The 18,771-nt window shown below is 58.0% G+C and carries 18 protein-coding genes; 2 read left to right on the top strand and 16 right to left on the bottom strand.

What is annotated here, in order from left to right; translation table 11 throughout:
* Positions 1–216: 216 nt before the first annotated feature.
* The 13 genes from J4E00_RS22800 to J4E00_RS22740 all read right to left on the bottom strand — a co-directional run bounded on the left by J4E00_RS22800 (position 217) and on the right by J4E00_RS22740 (position 9,333).
* Complete coding sequence (locus J4E00_RS22800) at positions 217–654, bottom strand: hypothetical protein (RefSeq protein WP_208177588.1); 438 nt, start codon at positions 652–654, stop codon at positions 217–219.
* A gap of 214 nt (positions 655–868) precedes the next feature.
* The gene (locus J4E00_RS22795; protein WP_317196660.1) at positions 869–1,639 is read right to left on the bottom strand and encodes a DUF3800 domain-containing protein; all 771 of its coding nucleotides are present in this window, start codon (positions 1,637–1,639) and stop codon (positions 869–871) included.
* A gap of 91 nt (positions 1,640–1,730) precedes the next feature.
* Positions 1,731–2,153 (bottom strand): hypothetical protein, encoded by a 423-nt coding sequence (locus J4E00_RS22790; protein WP_208177587.1) that lies wholly within the window; start codon positions 2,151–2,153, stop codon positions 1,731–1,733.
* A 272-nt stretch (positions 2,154–2,425) separates the two neighbouring features.
* The gene (locus J4E00_RS22785) at positions 2,426–2,845 is read right to left on the bottom strand and encodes a type II toxin-antitoxin system VapC family toxin (RefSeq protein WP_208177586.1); all 420 of its coding nucleotides are present in this window, start codon (positions 2,843–2,845) and stop codon (positions 2,426–2,428) included.
* A complete protein-coding gene (locus J4E00_RS22780; protein ID WP_208177585.1) occupies positions 2,842–3,081 on the bottom strand; it encodes a hypothetical protein in 240 nt (79 codons plus the stop codon). Before J4E00_RS22780 ends, J4E00_RS22785 begins: the two co-directional genes overlap by 4 nt.
* 216 nt (positions 3,082–3,297) lie before the next feature.
* Positions 3,298–3,504, bottom strand: a complete 207-nt coding sequence (locus tag J4E00_RS22775; protein WP_208177584.1) for a Txe/YoeB family addiction module toxin — start codon at positions 3,502–3,504, stop codon at positions 3,298–3,300.
* Positions 3,504–3,722: a hypothetical protein gene (locus J4E00_RS22770; RefSeq protein ID WP_208177631.1), complete on the bottom strand. Its 219-nt coding sequence runs from the start codon at positions 3,720–3,722 to the stop codon at positions 3,504–3,506. Before J4E00_RS22770 ends, J4E00_RS22775 begins: the two co-directional genes overlap by 1 nt.
* Positions 3,723–3,824: 102 nt before the next feature.
* A complete protein-coding gene (locus tag J4E00_RS22765) occupies positions 3,825–4,262 on the bottom strand; it encodes a hypothetical protein (RefSeq protein ID WP_208177583.1) in 438 nt (145 codons plus the stop codon).
* A gap of 187 nt (positions 4,263–4,449) precedes the next feature.
* Positions 4,450–4,671, bottom strand: a complete 222-nt coding sequence (locus J4E00_RS22760) for a cupin domain-containing protein (protein WP_236050049.1) — start codon at positions 4,669–4,671, stop codon at positions 4,450–4,452.
* A gap of 350 nt (positions 4,672–5,021) precedes the next feature.
* Positions 5,022–5,744, bottom strand: a complete 723-nt coding sequence (locus J4E00_RS22755) for an NADPH-dependent F420 reductase (protein ID WP_208177581.1) — start codon at positions 5,742–5,744, stop codon at positions 5,022–5,024.
* A 527-nt stretch (positions 5,745–6,271) separates the two neighbouring features.
* Positions 6,272–6,814 (bottom strand): hypothetical protein, encoded by a 543-nt coding sequence (locus J4E00_RS30080; protein WP_208177580.1) that lies wholly within the window; start codon positions 6,812–6,814, stop codon positions 6,272–6,274.
* Positions 6,815–7,162: 348 nt separating this feature from the next.
* The gene (locus tag J4E00_RS22745) at positions 7,163–7,696 is read right to left on the bottom strand and encodes an NUDIX hydrolase (protein ID WP_208177579.1); all 534 of its coding nucleotides are present in this window, start codon (positions 7,694–7,696) and stop codon (positions 7,163–7,165) included.
* Positions 7,697–7,743: 47 nt separating this feature from the next.
* Positions 7,744–9,333 (bottom strand): ABC-F family ATP-binding cassette domain-containing protein, encoded by a 1,590-nt coding sequence (locus J4E00_RS22740; RefSeq protein ID WP_208177578.1) that lies wholly within the window; start codon positions 9,331–9,333, stop codon positions 7,744–7,746.
* Positions 9,334–9,686: 353 nt separating this feature from the next.
* Between J4E00_RS22740 and J4E00_RS22735 the strand changes: the two genes are divergently transcribed.
* Positions 9,687–11,678, top strand: a complete 1,992-nt coding sequence (locus J4E00_RS22735; protein ID WP_208177577.1) for a gliding motility-associated C-terminal domain-containing protein — start codon at positions 9,687–9,689, stop codon at positions 11,676–11,678.
* Between the two features lie 41 nt (positions 11,679–11,719).
* Complete coding sequence (locus tag J4E00_RS22730; protein WP_208177576.1) at positions 11,720–12,643, top strand: pirin family protein; 924 nt, start codon at positions 11,720–11,722, stop codon at positions 12,641–12,643.
* Positions 12,644–12,646: 3 nt separating this feature from the next.
* On the opposite strand, the gene J4E00_RS22725 is transcribed toward J4E00_RS22730, so the two are convergent.
* The 3 genes from J4E00_RS22725 to J4E00_RS22715 form a co-directional block, all read right to left on the bottom strand.
* Positions 12,647–14,635: a 7TM diverse intracellular signaling domain-containing protein gene (locus J4E00_RS22725; RefSeq protein ID WP_208177575.1), complete on the bottom strand. Its 1,989-nt coding sequence runs from the start codon at positions 14,633–14,635 to the stop codon at positions 12,647–12,649.
* Positions 14,636–14,862: 227 nt separating this feature from the next.
* Positions 14,863–16,554, bottom strand: a complete 1,692-nt coding sequence (locus tag J4E00_RS30075) for a T9SS type A sorting domain-containing protein (RefSeq protein WP_208177574.1) — start codon at positions 16,552–16,554, stop codon at positions 14,863–14,865.
* Between the two features lie 845 nt (positions 16,555–17,399).
* Positions 17,400–18,770, bottom strand: a complete 1,371-nt coding sequence (locus J4E00_RS22715; RefSeq protein ID WP_208177573.1) for a PQQ-dependent sugar dehydrogenase — start codon at positions 18,768–18,770, stop codon at positions 17,400–17,402.
* Between the last annotated feature and the right edge of the window lies 1 nt (position 18,771).

Below are 18,771 nucleotides of genomic sequence, written 5' to 3'. Positions count from 1 at the left end.
AACCACAGGCGCAACCGGCTTGGTAGCATCAGACTTAGGGATTGTCGTGTTCATAAAAGCAAAGTTACAAGGTCCGAGCCAAAGTAGTAACAGGCAACAGTAATACTACTCGGAGGAGTCAAAGGTTTATCGCGTGTTGCTTATGTCACTGAAGGCTAGGCAAGCTACACAGAAGCGCCCGTTTCTTTCGCAGCGGGCGCGCGGGGCGGGGGTGGGTTACAGCTTACCGGTGTAGTAAAGTCGTTTGGCGGCGTGTCGAGTCGATTGAGGTAAGTAAGGGTCGAGCGACAATGCATGCAGGATAGGAAGCAGCGCCGGCCATGCTCCCATCTTCCCTACCCATCGCAAAGCCAAATCGACCCAGTAAGCGGAGGGGCTAGCCAAGCCGAGCAGAATCAGGTCTTGCGAAGGAAAGGCCGCCAATCGGAGCGCCGATTCTTCTGGTCCTAGATGGGCCAGGCCGCGAACAAGGGCCTCTTGAAAATCCGCATAGTCTTGCTCCAGCAGCGGCAGCCAACCGGGCGTTTTGTCGTTTTTCAACGTAGCGGTGTCGAAAACTTGAGAGCCGCATTTCAGAACCCAATTGTGGCCTTCTACCACATATAAGTCGCATTTCCCGAACGTGGCGACGAAAGCAGAAGAAGGCAAATTCATACGCCAAGTTAAGGAAACAGTAGGCTTCTCCCCTGTTACTGACGCTACCTAAGAAGCTCCCGTTTCTTCCGCAGTGGGCGTGCGGGGCGGGGGCTTGTTTGCATATATGCAACTTAATCTTACAGAAAGCTGTAAGTTTGCAGTGAATCTGAACGGGTGCTAGTCGCCCTAGTAGGATTCACCCGGGGCCGCCGCAAGGTGGCCCCTTTTATTTTCATAGCTGCACGAGGTGCAGCGGATGCGCCCGGTTGGCGTAGGCATTGAGCACAGGGCGCAGGCGGGCGTAGAAATTGTGTCCTTGCTTGCTGCGCATGTAGGCATTGGGCTCATACAACTGCCGAGCGGCATACGCTACTACATCGACCAACTGGTGAATGAACGAGTGCGCAGAATCTTTCATGAAAGGGTCTTCAATGACGGATTGCAATGCCAAGTTGCGGTAGCCCGCGCCTACGGTCTGGTGGGCGACGTTGTTGGGAACTGGGTTGTAATGCCGCATTTTCCGTAGCAAGGTCGTGAGTTTGCCGCCATCGGTGTTGTCGGGCAACACGAGGCCACGCTGGTCGGCGAATGCGCCTGGGTAGTTGCGGTTGCGTAGCGTGTTATCGAACCGCTGGATGAGCGCCTGCCAAGCGTTTTCAAACACGTCGTAGCCAGCCTGCTTCGTGGTTTTGTTCACGACCACCGTGCAAATGCGAATGTCGCTGCGGTTGCTCAGAAAATCCAGGCATTGCTTCAATATGTCGAGCCGGTCATTGCGCCGGATGCGGACTAAAGCGCCTGGATTGGTGATAAAGGGAGCGGCGTGAATTTCCTCTCGTAGCTTCAAACCTTTCGTTGCCCGCAAGTGCCGCCGAAATGTCACAATATCATTCAGAAAATCCCGCCACCTCGTTTCGTGTACCACTAGGCTGGATAAAATGAAGTACTTGGTTGGGCTGGCTGTGAGTCCGGTATCGCCACTTTCGTCGGCGTAGAGGTAGATACATGAGAAGGAGCTTCTAATGAAGCTAGCAAGCTACTTAAGAAGCTTCGGTTCCTGCCGCAGCGGGCGTGCGGGGCGGGGGTGGGCAGGGCTACTCTGCTTTGAGCACGTACCAGATATTGTATCGGTCGTGGCTGATGTCGTAGTTGGGCAGGTTCAGGTGCTGGCGGTAGAAGGCAAACCGTTGCGGCACCGAAAAGGGCTGCTTGATGAGGTGCTGCACGATGTCGGGCTCAAACGTGGCCAGATAGTAGCGCTTCACCCGGAAAATGGCCTGCCACAGGGCGGCCTTTGCTGCGCGCGGGTATTGGCTGAAATCGGCCGGAATGCTACTGCCCAGCGGGAATAGTTGAAAGTCGCTGTGGTAGATGAACCGCCCGTCGTCGGTCATCGAGCGGATTTCATAGGTCTGGGTCAGCACGTCCCAATTGGGGTGCAGGTGGCGAATGCTGTATTCGATGTAGCCACCGTGCCGGTCGCACTCGCACCGCAGACAATGCGGGTCATTGAGCACCCTTCTCTGCTTGCAATTGCGCGAATGCCTCGCTTGACTTTAAGCCCGTCGCTTTTTCGTGCGCCTCGTACCGCTGGCGCAGGGTTTTGAAGGCCGTAAGCTTTCGCGCTTCGCTAAGCACTACATCGGGAGCCGAAGCATCTGGAAGAAGTTGAACAGTCGTTTTCATCGTTACTAAGATACGCTTTGCCTTGGAAATCAGTTCGAGCCTAGCTACTTAAGAAGCTCCCGTTTCTTCCGCAGCGGGCGCGCGGGGCGGGGGTGGGTGGGGCTTATGGATTATCAATCCAGTTTTCCAGCGGCAGGTTAGCCAAACCTGCGAAGTGGCGAGTGTTTCGCGTGACGAGCGTGAGGCCGTGGGCAACCGCCGTGCTACCGATGAGAATATCAAAATCATCAATTGGCCGGCCGCTCCGCCGCAACGCCGCTTTCTGGCCGGCGAATATTTCCAGCGCGGGTGCAATGGGCAGCACTTGCTCGGCAAACAGTTCCCGAAACTCTGCTACTTGCTGGTGCTGCCGGACTTGCCAAGCCGGGGCACTATTGGCGGCACCGAATAGCAATTCCGCGATGGTGATTTCCGAAATGAAACATTGCGCCAAACCGATTGCGGCCAGCTTTTTATTGAGGCGGTGTTCTCCCCGCAGAAAATGGACACAGATGTTGGTATCAAGCAAATAGCCGACACTCATAGCTCGATATCAGGCCTGTTGCTCTGGCGAGAATCACGCAGCATCTTGTTAATTTCATCGCCGGTTTCATCTGATTGCCAAGAGCCGAATAAGGCCATAAACCGACGCTCCCGCTCCTCCAATGACAGCTTCGCAGCCGGCGAAGCCGTGGCTTTCACGCCCAAGCGCTGCGCCAGACTCAGCAGCAAGTGCAAGTCGGACTCATTGGTAGGCTCTAAAACGAGTGTGGTAGTCATAGTTAGCAGACAACAGATGGTGAAGCAAGAAACCGTTGCTTCTCAGACTAAGTTACACAGAAGCCTCAGTTTCTTCAGCGGCAGCTATAGCAGGCTAACCTAAAGCTACTTCAGAAGCTCCCGTTTCTTTCGCAGCGCGCGCGGGGCGGGGGTGGGTGGGGGCTACTTTTCGTAGTGGTAGCGGCAAGCGGCGATGAAAAGCGTTTCGCCTTGCACCTAGTACACCAAGCGGTGTTCGTGGTTGATGCGGCGAGACCAAAAGCCGCGCAACTCGTTTTTCAACGCCTCAGGCTTGCCCGTGCCCTTGTGCGGCGTACGGGTGCACTCACGAATGAGGTCGTTGATTTTGTGCAGAATGTCGCGGTCGGTTTCCTGCCAGTACAGATAGTGCGTCCACGCTTTAGGAGAGAAGCTGACCAGCATTAGTCCAGCAGGTCGCGCTGCACAGCCTGTCCCTGCCGAATCTGCTCAATGGATTCCAGCAACTCGCGGGAATTGGCCGGGTTGCTCAGCAGGTATTCGGTTTCGTCCTGCCGCTTGGCTTTGGTGCGGGCCGGCGTGGCTTTCACGAAAGGCAGGCTTTGCAGCAGCTCCATCATAAAGGCCGCTTTGTTGTCAGGGATTTCCAGCGTGATTTTCATACTATCCAAAACTACGAAGAATCGGCATAGTTCCTCACGCCTGCTTGCCGCTACCTAAGAAGCCCCCGTTTCTTTCGTAGCGGGCGCGCGGGGCGCGGGTGGTTACAGCTTACCGGTGTAGTAAAGTCGTTTGGCGGTGTGTCGAGTCGATTGAGGTAAGTAAGGGTCGAGCGACAATGCATGCAGGGCAGGAAGCAGCGCGGGCCATGTTCCCATCTTCCCTACCCATCGCAAAGCCAAATCGACCCAGTAAGCGGAGGGACTAGCCAATCCGAGCAGAACTAGGTCTTGCGCTGGAAAGGCCACCAATCGGAGCGCCGATTCTTCTGGCCCTAGATGGGTCAGGCCGTGAACAAGGGCTTCCTGAAAATCCGCATAGTCTTGCTCCAGCAGCGGCAGCCAACCGGGCGTTTTGTCGTTTTTCAACGTAGCGGTGTCGAGAGAATGAGAGCCGCGTTTCAGAACCCAATTGTGGCCTTCTACCACATATAAGTCGCATTCACCAAACGTGGCGACGAAAGCAGAAGAAGGCAAATTCATACGCCAAGTTAAGGAAACAGTAGACTTCTCCCCTGTCACTGACACTACTCCGAAGCTTCGGTTTCTTCCGCAGCGGGCACGCGGGGCATCACAGCATCTGCTGTTCCCTCAGCGGCGCGCAGGAACTGGCTTGTAACAGCAAAGCCCGAGCTAATGCGACCCGCGCGCTTTGCCTTTTTCCTGAAGACTAGACTTTAATCGTCTCAATGTCCGCACGCTCAAAAGTGAGGTTGACCGACCGGACTCCCAGGGGGCGGGTACGGTGGCGGACGTTGGCAGGAATAGCGAATAGCTGGCCAGGCGATAATTCTACCGTCCCTTCTTCTAAGTCGATGCACAGGGTGCCTTCTACCACCCAAAACACTTCGTCGCTGTTGGGATGGTAATGCCAATAAAATGGCTCATTCATGACACTGAGTCTCACTACGTGGTCATTTACCAACGCAACGGGAATATTTTTATAGCTTTCTACTCCCGGTGCTTCGTGCCGGACATCTATGACGGTAAGCGGGGGGATGGTCATGGTGAAATTACGCCGATGCCAGCGTAAGTGTGGGAAGCACTCATTGTGAGGGCCATTCCTGTATGGTTACGTAACGCAGGATTTCCCGTTTTCTGTAGTCGCGGCCTCAGCAACGCTCCTTATGGGTTGCCGGGACAATAATTTTCTAACCAAGTCCCAACAAAAAAGCCCCAGCAATTGCCGGGGCTTTTTTGTTGGGACTTGGTTAGAAACAACTGCCTGACGATTGAGAAGCACTAAAGCTTGACGCCTTGCGCCTGCAGCTGTTTTTCCGACGCCTCTTGGTTGGCCAGGAATTGGGCGTGCTGCTCAGGTGTGCGCTGGGTGCCCAGGCTGGCAAGATGCTGCTGCACTTCGGCAGCCGGCAAATCGGTGCAGTACAGCGGTGAGCCCGGCTGCTGCCGCCACGACTCGTGCAGGCTGCCGCCATCCACGGCGTCGAAGCCCAGTTCCTCAACCAGGGCCATAGCCTTCTGCTTGGTAGTGGCATCGTCGCCGGCCACCAGCAGCGCGATGCGGCCGGGCGTGCCAGCGGGCTGGCCGTTGTTTTCGAGGTGGGCGGCGAAGATGTTGTTGAACACCTTGAGCACCGGGCGACCCAGGTGCTGCTGCACCCACTCGCTTTCGGTGAGGTCGCTGGTTTCCAGCTCGGGCAGCTGGCCGTCGCGCAGCAGCGGGTAGTAGTTGCTCGTGTCGATAATGGGCACCTCGGCGGACACGCCTTCGAATAGGTCCTTGGGCAGGTCAGGGATGCTTTTCAATGGGATGGTGACCACGATAATCTCGCCGTGCCGTGCCGCTTCGCGGGCCGGCATGGGAGTAGCGCCGGTTTTCTGGGCCAGGTCCGTCAGGGTTTCGGGGCCGCGCGAGTTGGCGATGTATACCGAGTGGCCGAGACTGGTGAGCCGTACGGCCAAAGCGCTGCCGATGTGGCCGGCGCCGATGATTCCAATGTTCATAGTGCTTAAGATGAGCAAATGTTGGTCAGCCACTTTCTGGCAAAGCGGCACGCCCTAAGACCACTCGCCCCTCAGTATTGTTTTGTGGATGATGCTCTATCAGCAGTGAGCCTAAGCCTTGCAGATAATCAGTGCTAGTGGGCGCAACAATATGGGTCCGTCAGCCGTGAAAGCATCAAAGGCATCGGCGCCGACAAAAGAAGTCTTTGCCGGCGCTGATGCCTTTGGGTTCAGAATTGCGAATAAGTATGGGCAGCACGGAGCCCGCATTTGTTGCGTCAATTGATGTATAGCAGCCAAGTCGGTAGCGCTGGCGCGGCGAAACAGCAGTGCCGCAACGGCCCACAACCCCGCAAATGCCCCCTTTCGCGACCAGCACATTTACTATAGGTGCCTAGAATTCAGCAGCAGTGCTGGTGCTCGTCCAGACGAGCAGTGCAACGGCCGTGCCCAGTACATAGGCCAGTGGTGCAGCAAACACGGAGTTGGACATCCCTAGCAGTCGGGAAATCGGCAGGTACCCTATGCTATTTCAGCGGCGAGGGACTGGCCCGCCGGAATAACCAGCCCGAACCGACCCATAGGCCAGCAAAGGCGGTATTCAGCGCCAGCAACTGGAACATGCCCATGTCAACCTCCGGCCGCCAGATTAGCATGGCAATGAGCGGTACCAAAAACTGCGTAAGCGCCGTCGCAAACATTGCGCGGGACATCCCTAGCGGCCGGAAGCGTGCGGCAATAGCACCAATGAGAGCAACGGCCAGCACCCCGCCATAGAGCAGATTGGCCGGGTTGTCTTCACTGCCAATGAAGCCCACGGCCAGATTTCCCCAAACGAGCAGCAGGCCGGCTACCACCGCTATGCCAGCCGCCACCCGGTAGGTACCGCTGCCACCCATACGCGCCACCAGCGTGTAGGTGAGGCCCGCACCAAATAGCAGCAGGCCTGCAACAATAAAATCGTCCAATGTCCAGGTTACTTCCTTGGTGAACTGCATAGCTACCAGAGGAATCAACAACAACAGTGCTGTGGCCAGCACCAAGCGAGCAATGCTTTGAGGGAGCGTCATAATTGCAGGACTTTAAGTGAATAAAAATGCGGGTAAACGAACAGAATTAGGAAAAGCTCAGGTTTCTGCACCATCCCGAAACCAAAGCCGAAGACGGGCATGCACTGGCCTAGAACCATGCTTTGAAACCAGCCTTTACTTGGATAGACAACTGAGAGCTAGCGGTGTGCGGAAGAACAATACAAAGCAAGCAAAAGAACTTTGCATTTCAAAGTATCTGGCCAAAATTTATTGAACCCCTCCTCTGACCTATTACCAAGGTGCAAAGAGGTGCTGTGAATCAAAGAGAAATCAAGGTCGGTTTATGGCACTAGGGCGCACCCGTGCGACCGGGAAACAGCGCTGACGCTACAGCTCCCACTCCCCTGCCAGCAAGCGCGGCAACAGCGGGAGCAGCATGCGGTAGCTGGCTCCCCACAGGTGATGCGGCCCCACCCGCCAGAAGGAAATCAGCTCGGGCGTGGGCTGGCTGGGGAAGTGCCACAGTTCCTGCCCGGCGTTGGCAGGGTCGGTGAAGTGCCGGAGAGGGACTTCGAGGACCTCGGCAATTTCGGGCTGCGAGAAGCGCCAGGTGAGCGGCGGGACTATGCGGGCCAGAAACGGAGCAATGTGAAAGCCCGAAGTGCGCGTCTGGACCGGTGGCAGCGCAGCCAGCACTTCAATGGCAGGAGCCGGCAGGCCGATTTCCTCCTCAGTTTCGCGCAGGGCCGTACCCAGCAGCGAGGCGTCGGTGGGGTCGCGTTTACCACCGGGAAACGCTAGCTGCCCACCGTGCACGCCGTGGTCGCCACGGCGCACCAACACGAGCGTAGCTTCGCCGGACGCGTTGCGAAATACGGGGATAAGCACAGCGGATTCGCGCAGAGTGGTGGGTGGCGTCATTTAGCAAGCAAAGCAGCAATGGAACAACAATACGCAAGACTTGAGCGCTATGCCAGCTGGATACTTCGCTCCACCCGGATTTGCTCCAGGAAATAGGCATCGTGCGATACCACCAGCAGCGTACCTTGGTAGTCGTTGAGGGCAGCCGTCAGGATTTCCAGGTTCTGCATATCGAGGTTATTGGTGGGTTCATCGAGGATGATGAGGTCGGGCGCCTGGCTGCGGATAGTGAGGCCGCACAACAGCAACCTCATCTTTTCGCCACCGCTCAGGGCACGGCAGGGCTTGTCCCAGTCGTCTTTCGTGAACAGGAAACGGGCGAGGCGAATCTTGATTTCGTGCTCCTGCAGGGCCGTGGTGTTGAATTGCTGCGCCTGCTCATACACCATTAGCTGGCTGTTAATGAGCGAATAATCCTGGTCGATGTATACCGCCTGCACCTCGGCTCGGTATAGAGTACCAGCTTGTGGGGCCAGTTGGCCGAGAAGCAGACGGATGAGCGTGGTCTTGCCGCTGCCGTTGAGACCCCGCAACGCCACTCGTTCGCCGCTGTGCAACTGGAAACTCAGCGCCGGGCGCCACAACGGATGCGGGCCGTAGCTGTAGTTCAGACCGGTGGCCGTGATGAGGATTTTGCCCTTGTGCAGCGCCGAATTATCGAAGCCAAACTTCATTTTGTCGAGGTCGGGCAATCCTTTGCGCAGCTCGCTTAGCTCTTGCGAAACATTGCCCACTTTCTCCGCGTGCAGGCTTTTGAGGCGAGCGCTGCTGTTTTCCGCGCTGTTGCGCATCATGCCAAGCATGATGGCGGGCAGGCCGGCCTTGTCCTGGTTTTTCTTGCCCCGGGCATCCAGCTTTTGCTTGCGCTCCAGGGTTTCCTGCTCGGTTTGCCGGGCTTTGCGCAGGGCTTTCTCCTTGCTTTTTACGTCGTGGTGCAGCGCCGTATTTTCCACCTGTTTTTGCCCGGCGTAGAAGTCATAGTTTCCGCCATAAAGCGTGATACCGCGCCTGCTCAGCTCCGCTACCGAGTCGAGCAGGTTGAGCAGCTTGCGGTCGTGGCTTACCACCAGCATGGTGCCCGGACTGGTGCTGATAAAGTCATAGAGTAACTGCCGACCGCCGGTGTCCAGGTGGTTGCTGGGCTCGTCCAGCAGCACGATTTCGGGCCGATGAATGGCGAGGCCGGCCAGGAAAACCCGCGTTTTTTGCCCGCCGCTGAGGGCAGCCATCGGCTGCGTCAGGCACAGCTCTGCCAGGCCCCAGTGTTGCAGGGCCTCCTGGCTGCGCGCCTCAATGGTCCAGTCGTCGTCCAGCGCGGCAAGGTTGGCGTCCGTCGCCTGCCCGTCCAGGATTTCCTGCAAGGCCACAATTTTTCCTTCAACGCCCAAGGCCTGGGCCACCGTCAGGCCATCAAACTGCCCGAAATGCTGGGGAATGTAGTACGGTGGTGCGCTGGCGCTTATGCGCCCGGTGGCGGGCAGCAAAAGACCAGCAATAAGTTGAAGGAGCGTGGACTTTCCGGCGCCGTTATTCCCAATCAGGGCCACTTTCTGGTGAGAGTTAATCACCAGGTTCAGGCCGTCGAACAGCACGTCTTTATTGGGGTGTGCGTACCCAAGGTTTTGTATATTTAGCATGATTTCTTCTTCAAAAACAGCATATTACAGCCCTTCGCCGTGCGACTGGGCCGTCCTATTGTTGAAAGAAATCACCTATTACATAAACCGATTTTTAGACTTACGCCTGCAAACTTACGCTTGCTTTCTGGTTGTTGCGCCAGGCAAGCCGGCAGCCTCTATACACGCTTGGTTTCGGGAGTTTATTCCCAGCGCGTCGGCAGCAGGCTGGTGTGGGGCATTATATACTGGGTGTGACAGCGCCTGCCAAAGGGCAGTCCATGAACCCGGGCCCGACCAAAAAGCATCAGTGAGTGAGCAAATTGTATACCGAGTCAGTAACTTGAATACTCATCCTGATTCCCACCTCGCTCATGCCCATACTTCTATTCCGCACTGGCTTTTTACTGGCCTTTCTTTGGCTTTGGGCAGGGCTGATACCAGCCGCGGCTACTCATTTGGTGGGGGGCGAGCTAACCTATCAGTACCTCGATGCCAGCGGCAGCACGGCCACGCCATTTCGCTACCGCATTACGGCCCGGGTGTACTTCAATAAAGAAACCGATTCGCGCTTTCCCGATGGGGTCACGGATATCACCATTGCGGTGTTCAGCCAAGCTGCTGGCGGGGGCCGGCTGCTGCAACAGATGGTGCCCCGCGCCTCATTTTCAGAGATTACTCCAGCCGCTGTGCCCGGCTGCCCGGTGCTGGTGCCCCGCGTGACGCTGGCCATCTACAACGCCACCGTCAGCCTGCCAGCCGTGAACGAGGGCTACCGAACGGAGTTCAGCCTGGGCAACCGCAATGCTGGCATTGCCAACCTTACCAACTCCGGCAACGAAACCATGACGCTGTCGGTGAGTATGCCGCCCGGGACGCTGCCCAATACTTCGCCGATTTTCTCCGACGATGCCATCGCCGTTATCTGCCTCGGCGACACCGTTTCGGTGCTCAACAATGCTTATGACGCCGACGGCGACCGCCTCAGCTACCGGTTCGGCACGCCCAACGGGGCCGCTGTGAACTTGCCCGTGAATTATGTAAACAGCTACAATTCGCAGCAGCCCTTCGGCCCCACGGGCTATGCGGCCATTGATGCCCGTACCGGCCTGGCCCGCTATGTGGCCCGCAGCCAGGGCACCTTCTTGCTGGCTATTGATGTACAGGAATTTCGTACCGTTAATGGCCGCGAAATCCTGCTGGGCACGCTTCGGCGCGATATTCAGGTTGTGGTGCGGGTTTGCTCCGGCGGCCCGAATAATCCGCCGGCCTTCACGGCCGCCACCCTGGCCCGCCGCGATTTTCAGCTGGAAGAAGGACAAGCACTGGCCTTCAACATCACGGCCACCGACCCCGATGCGCAGCCCCTGACCATGACCGTGGGCAGCGCCCTGCTCGATGGCCCCGGCCGCGTCGACGCCACCGTGAATGGGCTATCGGGGGCGGGTTCCGCTGCCGTGGGCAGCGTGCAGGCCAACGGCACCGGCTCGGTAACTGGGGCGTTCCGGCTGCAAGCGGGCTGCGGACTGGCGCGCCCTTCGCCCTACGATGTCATCGTAACCGTCACCGACCAGGCCTGCAATCAAAAGAGCATTGCCGGCGTGTTCCGCATCACCGTCACCAAACCGGGCGCTCCGGCCCGAATTCGAGGCGATTCGGTGCTCTGCCTTGGGCGCACGGCCACTTACACCACACTAGCTAACCCGCGCTACACCGGCTTCCGGTGGACGGTGCAGGGCGGGCAGGTGCTGGGCCCGGCTAACGGAACTTCGGTGCAGGTGCAGTGGACCAGCGCCGGGACCCGCACGGTGGCGGTGCGCGGCCTGTTTGCCTCCGGCTGCCCCACCGACTCGGTGGTGCGTACCGTGGAAGTACAGCCCGGGCCTGTAGTAACCGGCCCCCTCGTGTATTGCCGCAAGGCCAGTACCGGCCTGCGCTACACGGTAGCAGGCCCTGCTGCCGCCTACCAGTGGACTGTGACCGATGGCACGCTGGTGGAAGGTCAGGGCACCAACACCGCCGTGGTTGACATTCCGGAGGGCAGCACGGCTACGCTGCTCGTTGCCGACCCGGCGCTCCCCTGCCCTACCACGCTGCGCGTCAGCCTCGACAACCGCTGTCTGTATTTCTACAACGTCATCACGCCTAATGGCGATGGACAGAACGATGTGTTCACCATTGAGAATCTGGAACGCTACCCCAACACCAGCCTGACCGTTTTCAACCGCTGGGGCCGCCGGATGTATCATTCAGATGATTATCACAACACGTACGGCGGCGAGGGCCTGGGGCCGGGCATCTTCTACTACCTCTGCCAGCTAGCCGATGGCACCCGCTACAAGGGCTGGTTTGAAGTAGTGAAGTAAGATAACCGGCATTTACCGCGCCGCTTCGCTAATTTTCCGCCATGCTCGACCTGATTATTGATGCCCGCCCCGCCGCCATTATGCCGGGCTTTGCGGTGAAGCGCATCCTCCCCTACCGACTACGGCGCATGCTGGGTCCGTTTATTTTTATGGACCATGCCGGGCCGGTGAATACGCCGCCCGCCCAAATGTCCAGCCTGGATGTGCTGCCGCACCCGCACATTGGCCTGAGCACGGTGAGCTACCTGTTTGGCGGGCAGGTGACGCACCGCGACAGCCTGGGCGTGGAGCAAATCATCCGGCCTGGCGAGGTGAACTGGATGACGGCCGGCTCCGGCATTGCCCATTCCGAGCGGTTTGAGGACCCGGCCGCGCTGGCCGGTGGGGCGCTGGAAATGATTCAAACTTGGGTGGCCCTGCCCGAGGCCAACGAGGAGCAAGCGCCTACCTTCGCCAACTACCAACCCCAGCAACTCCCCATTTTCACCGATACCGGCGTGTGGATGCGGCTGATTGCCGGTGATGCCTTCGGGTTAAAAAACGACGTCAAGACCCATTCGCCGCTGTTTTACCTGCACGTTGCGCTGCAGGCAGGGGCCCGCTTTGGCCTGCCCCGCGGCTACCCCGAGCGCGGCGCTTACGTGGCCAAGGGCAGCGTGGAAGTAAATGGCCGCGTGTACACGCCGGGCCAGCTGCTGGTGTTTACGCCCGGCCTCGACCCGGTGCTGGTGGCCCGCGAGCCCAGCACACTCATGCTGCTGGGCGGCGAGCCACTGGGCGAGCGGTTCATCTGGTGGAACTTTGTATCGTCGCGTCGCGAGCGCATTGAGCAAGCCAAAGCCGACTGGAAAGCCGGCCGCATTGTTCTGCCACCCAACGACAACGCCGAGTTTGTACCGCTGCCCGACGACCGCACCCGGCCGGCTGGTACGGGTGGCTCGCCTGCCCCGCAAGCGCTTTCCTAGAAGCTAGGCATAGCTGCCCGGCACCTCAGCCGAACCGGGGATGCTTTGGTCGTTTTCAATTGGTTGGTACTCCTCAAGCAGTACGTGCGTCCAGCTCTCGGTCTTATCGTAATCAGCGGACTGCTGGCGCATCTGCATCGCGGCGTGCACCTTTTGAATGAAGTTGTGGCAGGTGGCCCGGCGCAGCTCCAGCACCTGCGAGAGGGCCAGTGAGGAATACTCGCCTTGGTGGGTGTGCACCAGCAGCACCGAATACAAGGCCTTCACAATATCGAACTTGCAGCGGTGCAGCAGCGTGTAGGCCGTGGCTGATTCCAGGTAGCCGCAACGGGTGCAGCGCTGGGCGTGGGGCTCTCGGGCGTCGCAGCTTTTCTCGTGCCCGCACTTGCGGCAGCGAAAACCGCGCTGCCACTTCAGCTCGGCCAGGTAGCGCAGGCAGGCGTCGCGGTTGGGGTAAATGCGGCTGAAGTCTTCGAAATTGACCAGCTTGCTCAACACCCGGGCTTCCTGGGTTTGCTGCAGGTCGCGCTTGAGCTCCTGGTTGAGCTGCTCGATGGTGCGGGCCTGGGAGTTGAGCAGGGTGTTGGCTTCCGACAGTTCCTGGTTGCGCAGGGCAATGGTTTGGGACTGCTGCTGCAGCTCGGTGGTGCGGCGCAGCACTTGGCTTTCCAGCTCGGTGTTGAGGGTATCTTTCAGCTCCTGGTTTTGCTGCAATTGGGCCACGAGCAGTTCCTGAGCCCGCTGTTTTTTGCGCAGCTGCTTCAGCAGTTCCTGCTGCGTATGCAACGTTTCGCATTTAATGCCCCGGATTTTTTCGGCCAGGGCGTACGACAGCACCACGACTTCCAGCACGAAGGCAATGTTCAGGCTGTACACCGTCATGGGGTGCTCACTGAGCAGCTCGATTCCCAGCTTACGGGCAATGAGAAATATAACGCTAAGAGCCACCACCATATTGGCTGCCAGGTAAAACCGGGCCGGCCGCGAGCCCCGCCTGAACAGGACCGCCGCGGCTACATAGAAAGCCCCGTAGGGCAGGCCATACACCCAATAGCTTTGGCCGGTTTTTAGCAGCAGCACATCCAGCAGAATGAGCCCGGCGCTGCCCACGGCCAAGCCTTTCAGCCAGGCATCGAAGCGCGGCAGGTGCAGGGCGGTGTCCAGGAAGCGGCGCGAGTACAGCGCAAATTGCAACAGCAGCAGCACCGGCGCGCAGCAGTTGGCCAACAGGTTGAAGCGCGGGCAGTTGGGCCACAAAAATTGGAAGCCCAGGCCATCCTCGGTCAGGAACAGCAGCGCGCAACTGAGCACGTACAGCACGTAGTAGAGGTAGGTGCTTTCCCGGACAAACGCAAACAGGCACAGGTTATAGAGCAGGATGATGCCAAGGATGCCGTAGAAAACCCCCAGCCAGGTGGCGTCGTTGCGCAGGTGGACCAGCAGCGACTGCTCGTTCCAAAGAATGCCTCGAAGACTGGTTCTGGAAACGGAACGCAGCTTCAGGTAATAGGTCTGCCCGGCGGCTGGGATAGCGCGCAGCGGAAAAATAAAGTCGCGGTACTGGTATAAGCGGGTGGCGTAGGGATGGCCCGCTCCGGTTACCACACTGTCGCATTGGCCGTTGGGACCGGGCCGGTACCACGTCACGTGGGTCACGTGCGAATCGAAAAGCTCCATCACCCACTGGCGCTGGGTGGAGTCTTGGTTGCACACCCGAAACCGCAACCAGTATACCGTGCCGGGGTGGCGCATGGTATACGGCTGCTCGGGCACTATTCCAAACCGGGCCGCTATGGCCGGCTGCTGCACCTGGGCCAACGTCAGCTGGCCAGAAGCATCGGCCAGTACTTGGAAGCAGGCCGTGTCCAGCATCACGCACTGTGTTTTGGCGCACAGTCGCACCGGTCCGCCTGCCTTTGCGCGGCCGTGCCCCAGCCCAAACAGCAACAGCAGGAACAAGACCGACCGGAATACCTGTAGAAAGCTTGGCATTGGTGAATCAGGCATATGGTAGGCTACCTGTACGAATTGTTGAGCACGGGCAGATTTACTGCACCGGGCACGCGGCACCGGACCAACCCAGTGGAGCCATCCGGCCGGAAGCCCAAAAAACAAGGGGAAGGCCGAGCTGCGCTCGCCCTTCCCCTTGCCGCCGCCCGCTGCCAGCCAAACCTATGGGACCTGCCTCACCCGGGCACCCCTGTCAGCCGGTACAGGCACTATTCTTTCACAATTTTCTGCACTACTTCTCCTTGAGTGGTCCCAATGGTGAGCAGGTACAACCCGGCTGGTAGGCGGCTGATGTCGACGCGCTCATTGGCTTTCACATGCTGGCGCAGCAACACCTTGCCGAGGGAATTGCGCACCGTAATATCGCCGGGCTCAACTAGGCCATTCAGCAAGAAGCTGCCCGTTACGGGGTTGGGGTACACGGCCAGCACTTCCGAAGTGGCGGCAATATCGGGAGCACTGGCCAGCGCCGGGCGAGCCGGAGAGGCATCTGTCTGGTCATACGTTTTCTTCGAGACAAGCCCCCCGGATGAATTAAGACGGTACATAATGGTGGTTTTTGTGGGGATGGTTCCCGTCAGGGCGGTGCCCGAAACCCCGGAATACCCCGAGAACTTTATCTGAACGTCGCTGGTCGTCGTACCCTGGTAATTACCAGTCAGCGAGATGTTATAGGTCAGCGAATTCGCATTCCTGTTCATCAGCATAATGGTATAGCCGGCGTTGGCAGTACCCGATTCGCGCATGCCCAGTGCCATAATTTCGTCGGCATAGCCGGACTGGGTTGGCGGCATGTAGTTAGCGCGCATGTTTTGGCTGAGAAATGCATAATGGTGCATCGTCGAACGCCGTGTGCCTGCGGTATTGTAGAATGAAAAGTCACTAAACCCTGCTTTTTGCCCACCGCTTTCGTACACGCTCCAAGGGGTGAGGCAGAAAGCATCATTGGCAATAGCAAGCTTGGTCATCAGTGACACAAATTGTCCGGCACTAAAATCCCAAGGCAGCAAATTGCCCGTTTTTTCGCCATTAAATTCCGTCACGCCCATACGCAGTCTGCTCCACGACGACGGACGGCTGTTATTTGCAGCATTAATCTTGCTCTGCACGCTGTCGAAACTGCGTTTCAGCTCGCTTTCAGTTTTAAAGCTTGTCGGATAATAGTGAAAGGCAAATATGTCCAGCAAGGGCAGGGCTGAATTATTGGTTACCGACCGGCTACCGACGTTGGTAATAAACTTTGCATACTCCCGGGAGATAGCTCCAGGGTAAAAACACCGAAATTCCGGGCCAAAAACTTTGGCATCATTATCAGTATTTTTAATGGCGTTGGCGATGGTAATCCAACGGGCCTCCCAGCCATTGTAGTCAAAATTGTTATCGGGTGCCTGGTTAAAGTTTGTACCATTAATCCAATTCTGGATGAAGTCATCCTGGGGGTTGCCACCAGGCTCGGGTTCATTGCCAATGCTCCAGAACTTGATATTATAGCCTTTGGTGACGTTGAAATAGGTCACCCACTCGGCGGCTTGGGCAGCAGTCAGTGCGATGGGTAGCTGAATGATGGGCTCGGCGTCGAGCGTGTATTTCACATACTCGATGTCGGTATTCCAGTACGTTTTGTCCCGAAACCTGGAGGAATTATTTCGTTCGTTACCACCCAGACGAATGATGGTAAGATTTGCCGACTTGAGGTCGTTCACTTTAGTGGCGTCCAGATTCCGTTGCGTGTAGTTGATACCAAACACGTACGGGCTCAGGCCTTGTCCCGAGCTGCTTGTGCTCACGGCGGCCGCTACTGCCAGGCCAGCCAGCACCGTCCTGGCAAGTTTGCGCTTAACTGCTACGACGCTTTTCAGGAACGTCCGGCAGCGGTTTTTGGGTAAGGAAGTTTCTTTCACGGGTACGTGTGGGGGATAGTGAAAAAATAGGTGATTGTTAAAAATCCGCAGCTGGTGGCAGCGGGCCGGGGACGGATTTTCCCTCGCTCTGAGCTGCTCGGAACCAGCTCCCGCAAGGCAGGGTGCACGCCGCTCTACCCCGGCAGGAAGTAGTCAGGCCAGCAAGGCTGGCATCCCGAAATTTTGAATAGCAGAGCGGGGCCTAAACCCGATACCAGCACCGTTTGCCGGGCTGCGAACTGCTCAAATGTATTGGCAGTATTGCGGCAATTCCTATCATCGAATACCCCACCAGACGCTTTAGAAAGCGCTTTTTCAATTCCTTATTACTCTTCCGTCACAAGACCCAACCCTGCTTATGGTGCAACCGACCCCGCTACGTTCGGCTGAAGGTTCGGCTTTAGCCCGGTTGAGAAACAAGAAAAAATCCGACAAATGCCCGAATCTTATAAGGCCCTAATTGCCGCGCTTCTTAGCAGCCGTTTGCATCAGCAGCAGGCGGCAGCACGATTATTCCAAAGCCATGCATCGGCTTAATTAGCGATTCCCAAGCAGGCTGAAGCATGGCTTCGGGGTGCTGTGCTATTGAGCCAAATAACTGCTCAGGCATTGCCTGGGGTATCGGGGGTATATAGAAAACAGGCCGGCGGCAGCTTCGGAACTGCACAACAAACAACCCCAAAACGGTGGCCCGCTCAACGACAGACTTCTAAAAATAAGTGGCTAAAGAAAAAAAGCCGCGTAGCGGTGACAGAAACTGTTGGGTTTCTGTCACCGCTACGCGGCTCTGGTATGATAATTCTAGACTGCCAGCGTGGCTACTATTCTGCCCGATGTTTCTTCAGCTAGCGACTGGTTTTGCTGGCACCTCCACTAGGGGTGCCGGTTGCGCTCACGCGCCAGATTTTGTTACCGGCATCATCCGCTACCAAGATGGAGCCGTCGGGTAAGGTGACGACACCCACCGGGCGGCCGTAGGCATCTTCCGAGCCATTACCAACCAGGAAGCCGGTGAGAAAATCCTCCGGCTTGCCGGGCTTGCCGTTCTGAAAGGGTACAAAAGATACTTTGTAGCCGGAGTAGCTGGAGCGGTTCCAGGAGCCATGCTCGCCGATGAAGGCGCCGTTGTGGTACTTGGCGGGGAAGGCGGCTTTATCGTAGAAGCTGAGGCCGAGGGCGGCAACGTGGGCGCCGAGTGGCACGTCGGGCACAATGGCTTTTTTCACGAGGTCGGGGCGCTCGTTTTTGCGGCGGGGGTCTTCGTTCTGGCCGTAGTACGAGTAGGGCCAGCCGTAGAAGCCGCCTTCTTTCACGCTGGTCAGGTAGTCGGGCACCAGCTCATCGCCCAGCTCGTCGCGCTCGTTCACGGCGGCCCAGAGCGTGGTGGTACCGGGCTGCCAGGCCAGGCCGATGGGATTGCGCAAGCCGCTGGCGTAGACTTTCTCACCGGTGCCGTCCGGGTTGATTTGCAGGATGTTGGCGCGGCGCACTTCGTTCTCCGCGCCGTGCTCCTGCACGTTTGAGCCCGAGCCCACTGTCACGTAGATTTTAGAACCGTCGGCGTTGCCGAGTAGGTTGCGGGTCCAGTGATTGTTGTAGCCGCCTTCGGGCAGGTCGAGGATGCGCTGGCCCGAGCCGGTGATTTTGGTAGCCCCCGCCTGGTATGGGAAACGCAGCACGCCGTTGGTATTGGCAACGTAAAAATTATTGCCAATCACCAGCATCCCAAACGGCTGGTCGAGGTTGGCCAGGAAGGCGCTGCGCACTTCCGGCTTGCCGTCCTTATCGGCATCCCGAAACAGGGTAATGCGGTTGGCGCTGGTGGCTTGCAAGGCCCGGGACTTGTCAAGCTTCAGGGCTGCAGCGACGGCTTTCTTCGCCCCCTTGGGCAAGGTGGCGGCCTCGGCTACCAGTACGTCGCCATTAGGGGCCACGTATATCCAACGCGGACTCTGCAGCTGGCCGGCAAACTCGGTTACGGTGAAGCCGGCGGGTGCAGTGGGCGTTTTGCCCGCCGGCCAGTCGATGATGTTGACCCGCTTGGTAGTGGATTCCGTTGCGTAAGGTGCGGGCAGGTGCACCGAATCGGCCACGGGCGTTTCCACGGTTTGGGCGGGGGTGTTGGCCTGGGCTTCTTGTTTTTCCTGCTTGTCGGGGCCACCGCAGGCCGTTAGCAGCACCAGACCAGCTGGCAAAATATAGTGGAGAGAGGACATA

The sequence above is a fragment of the Hymenobacter negativus genome, assembly GCF_017571495.1.
GTDB classification, from domain to species: Bacteria; Bacteroidota; Bacteroidia; order Cytophagales; family Hymenobacteraceae; genus Hymenobacter; species Hymenobacter negativus.
The sequence above is the reverse complement of the archived record's forward strand: the minus strand, read 5'-3'. Positions and strand labels throughout refer to the sequence as shown.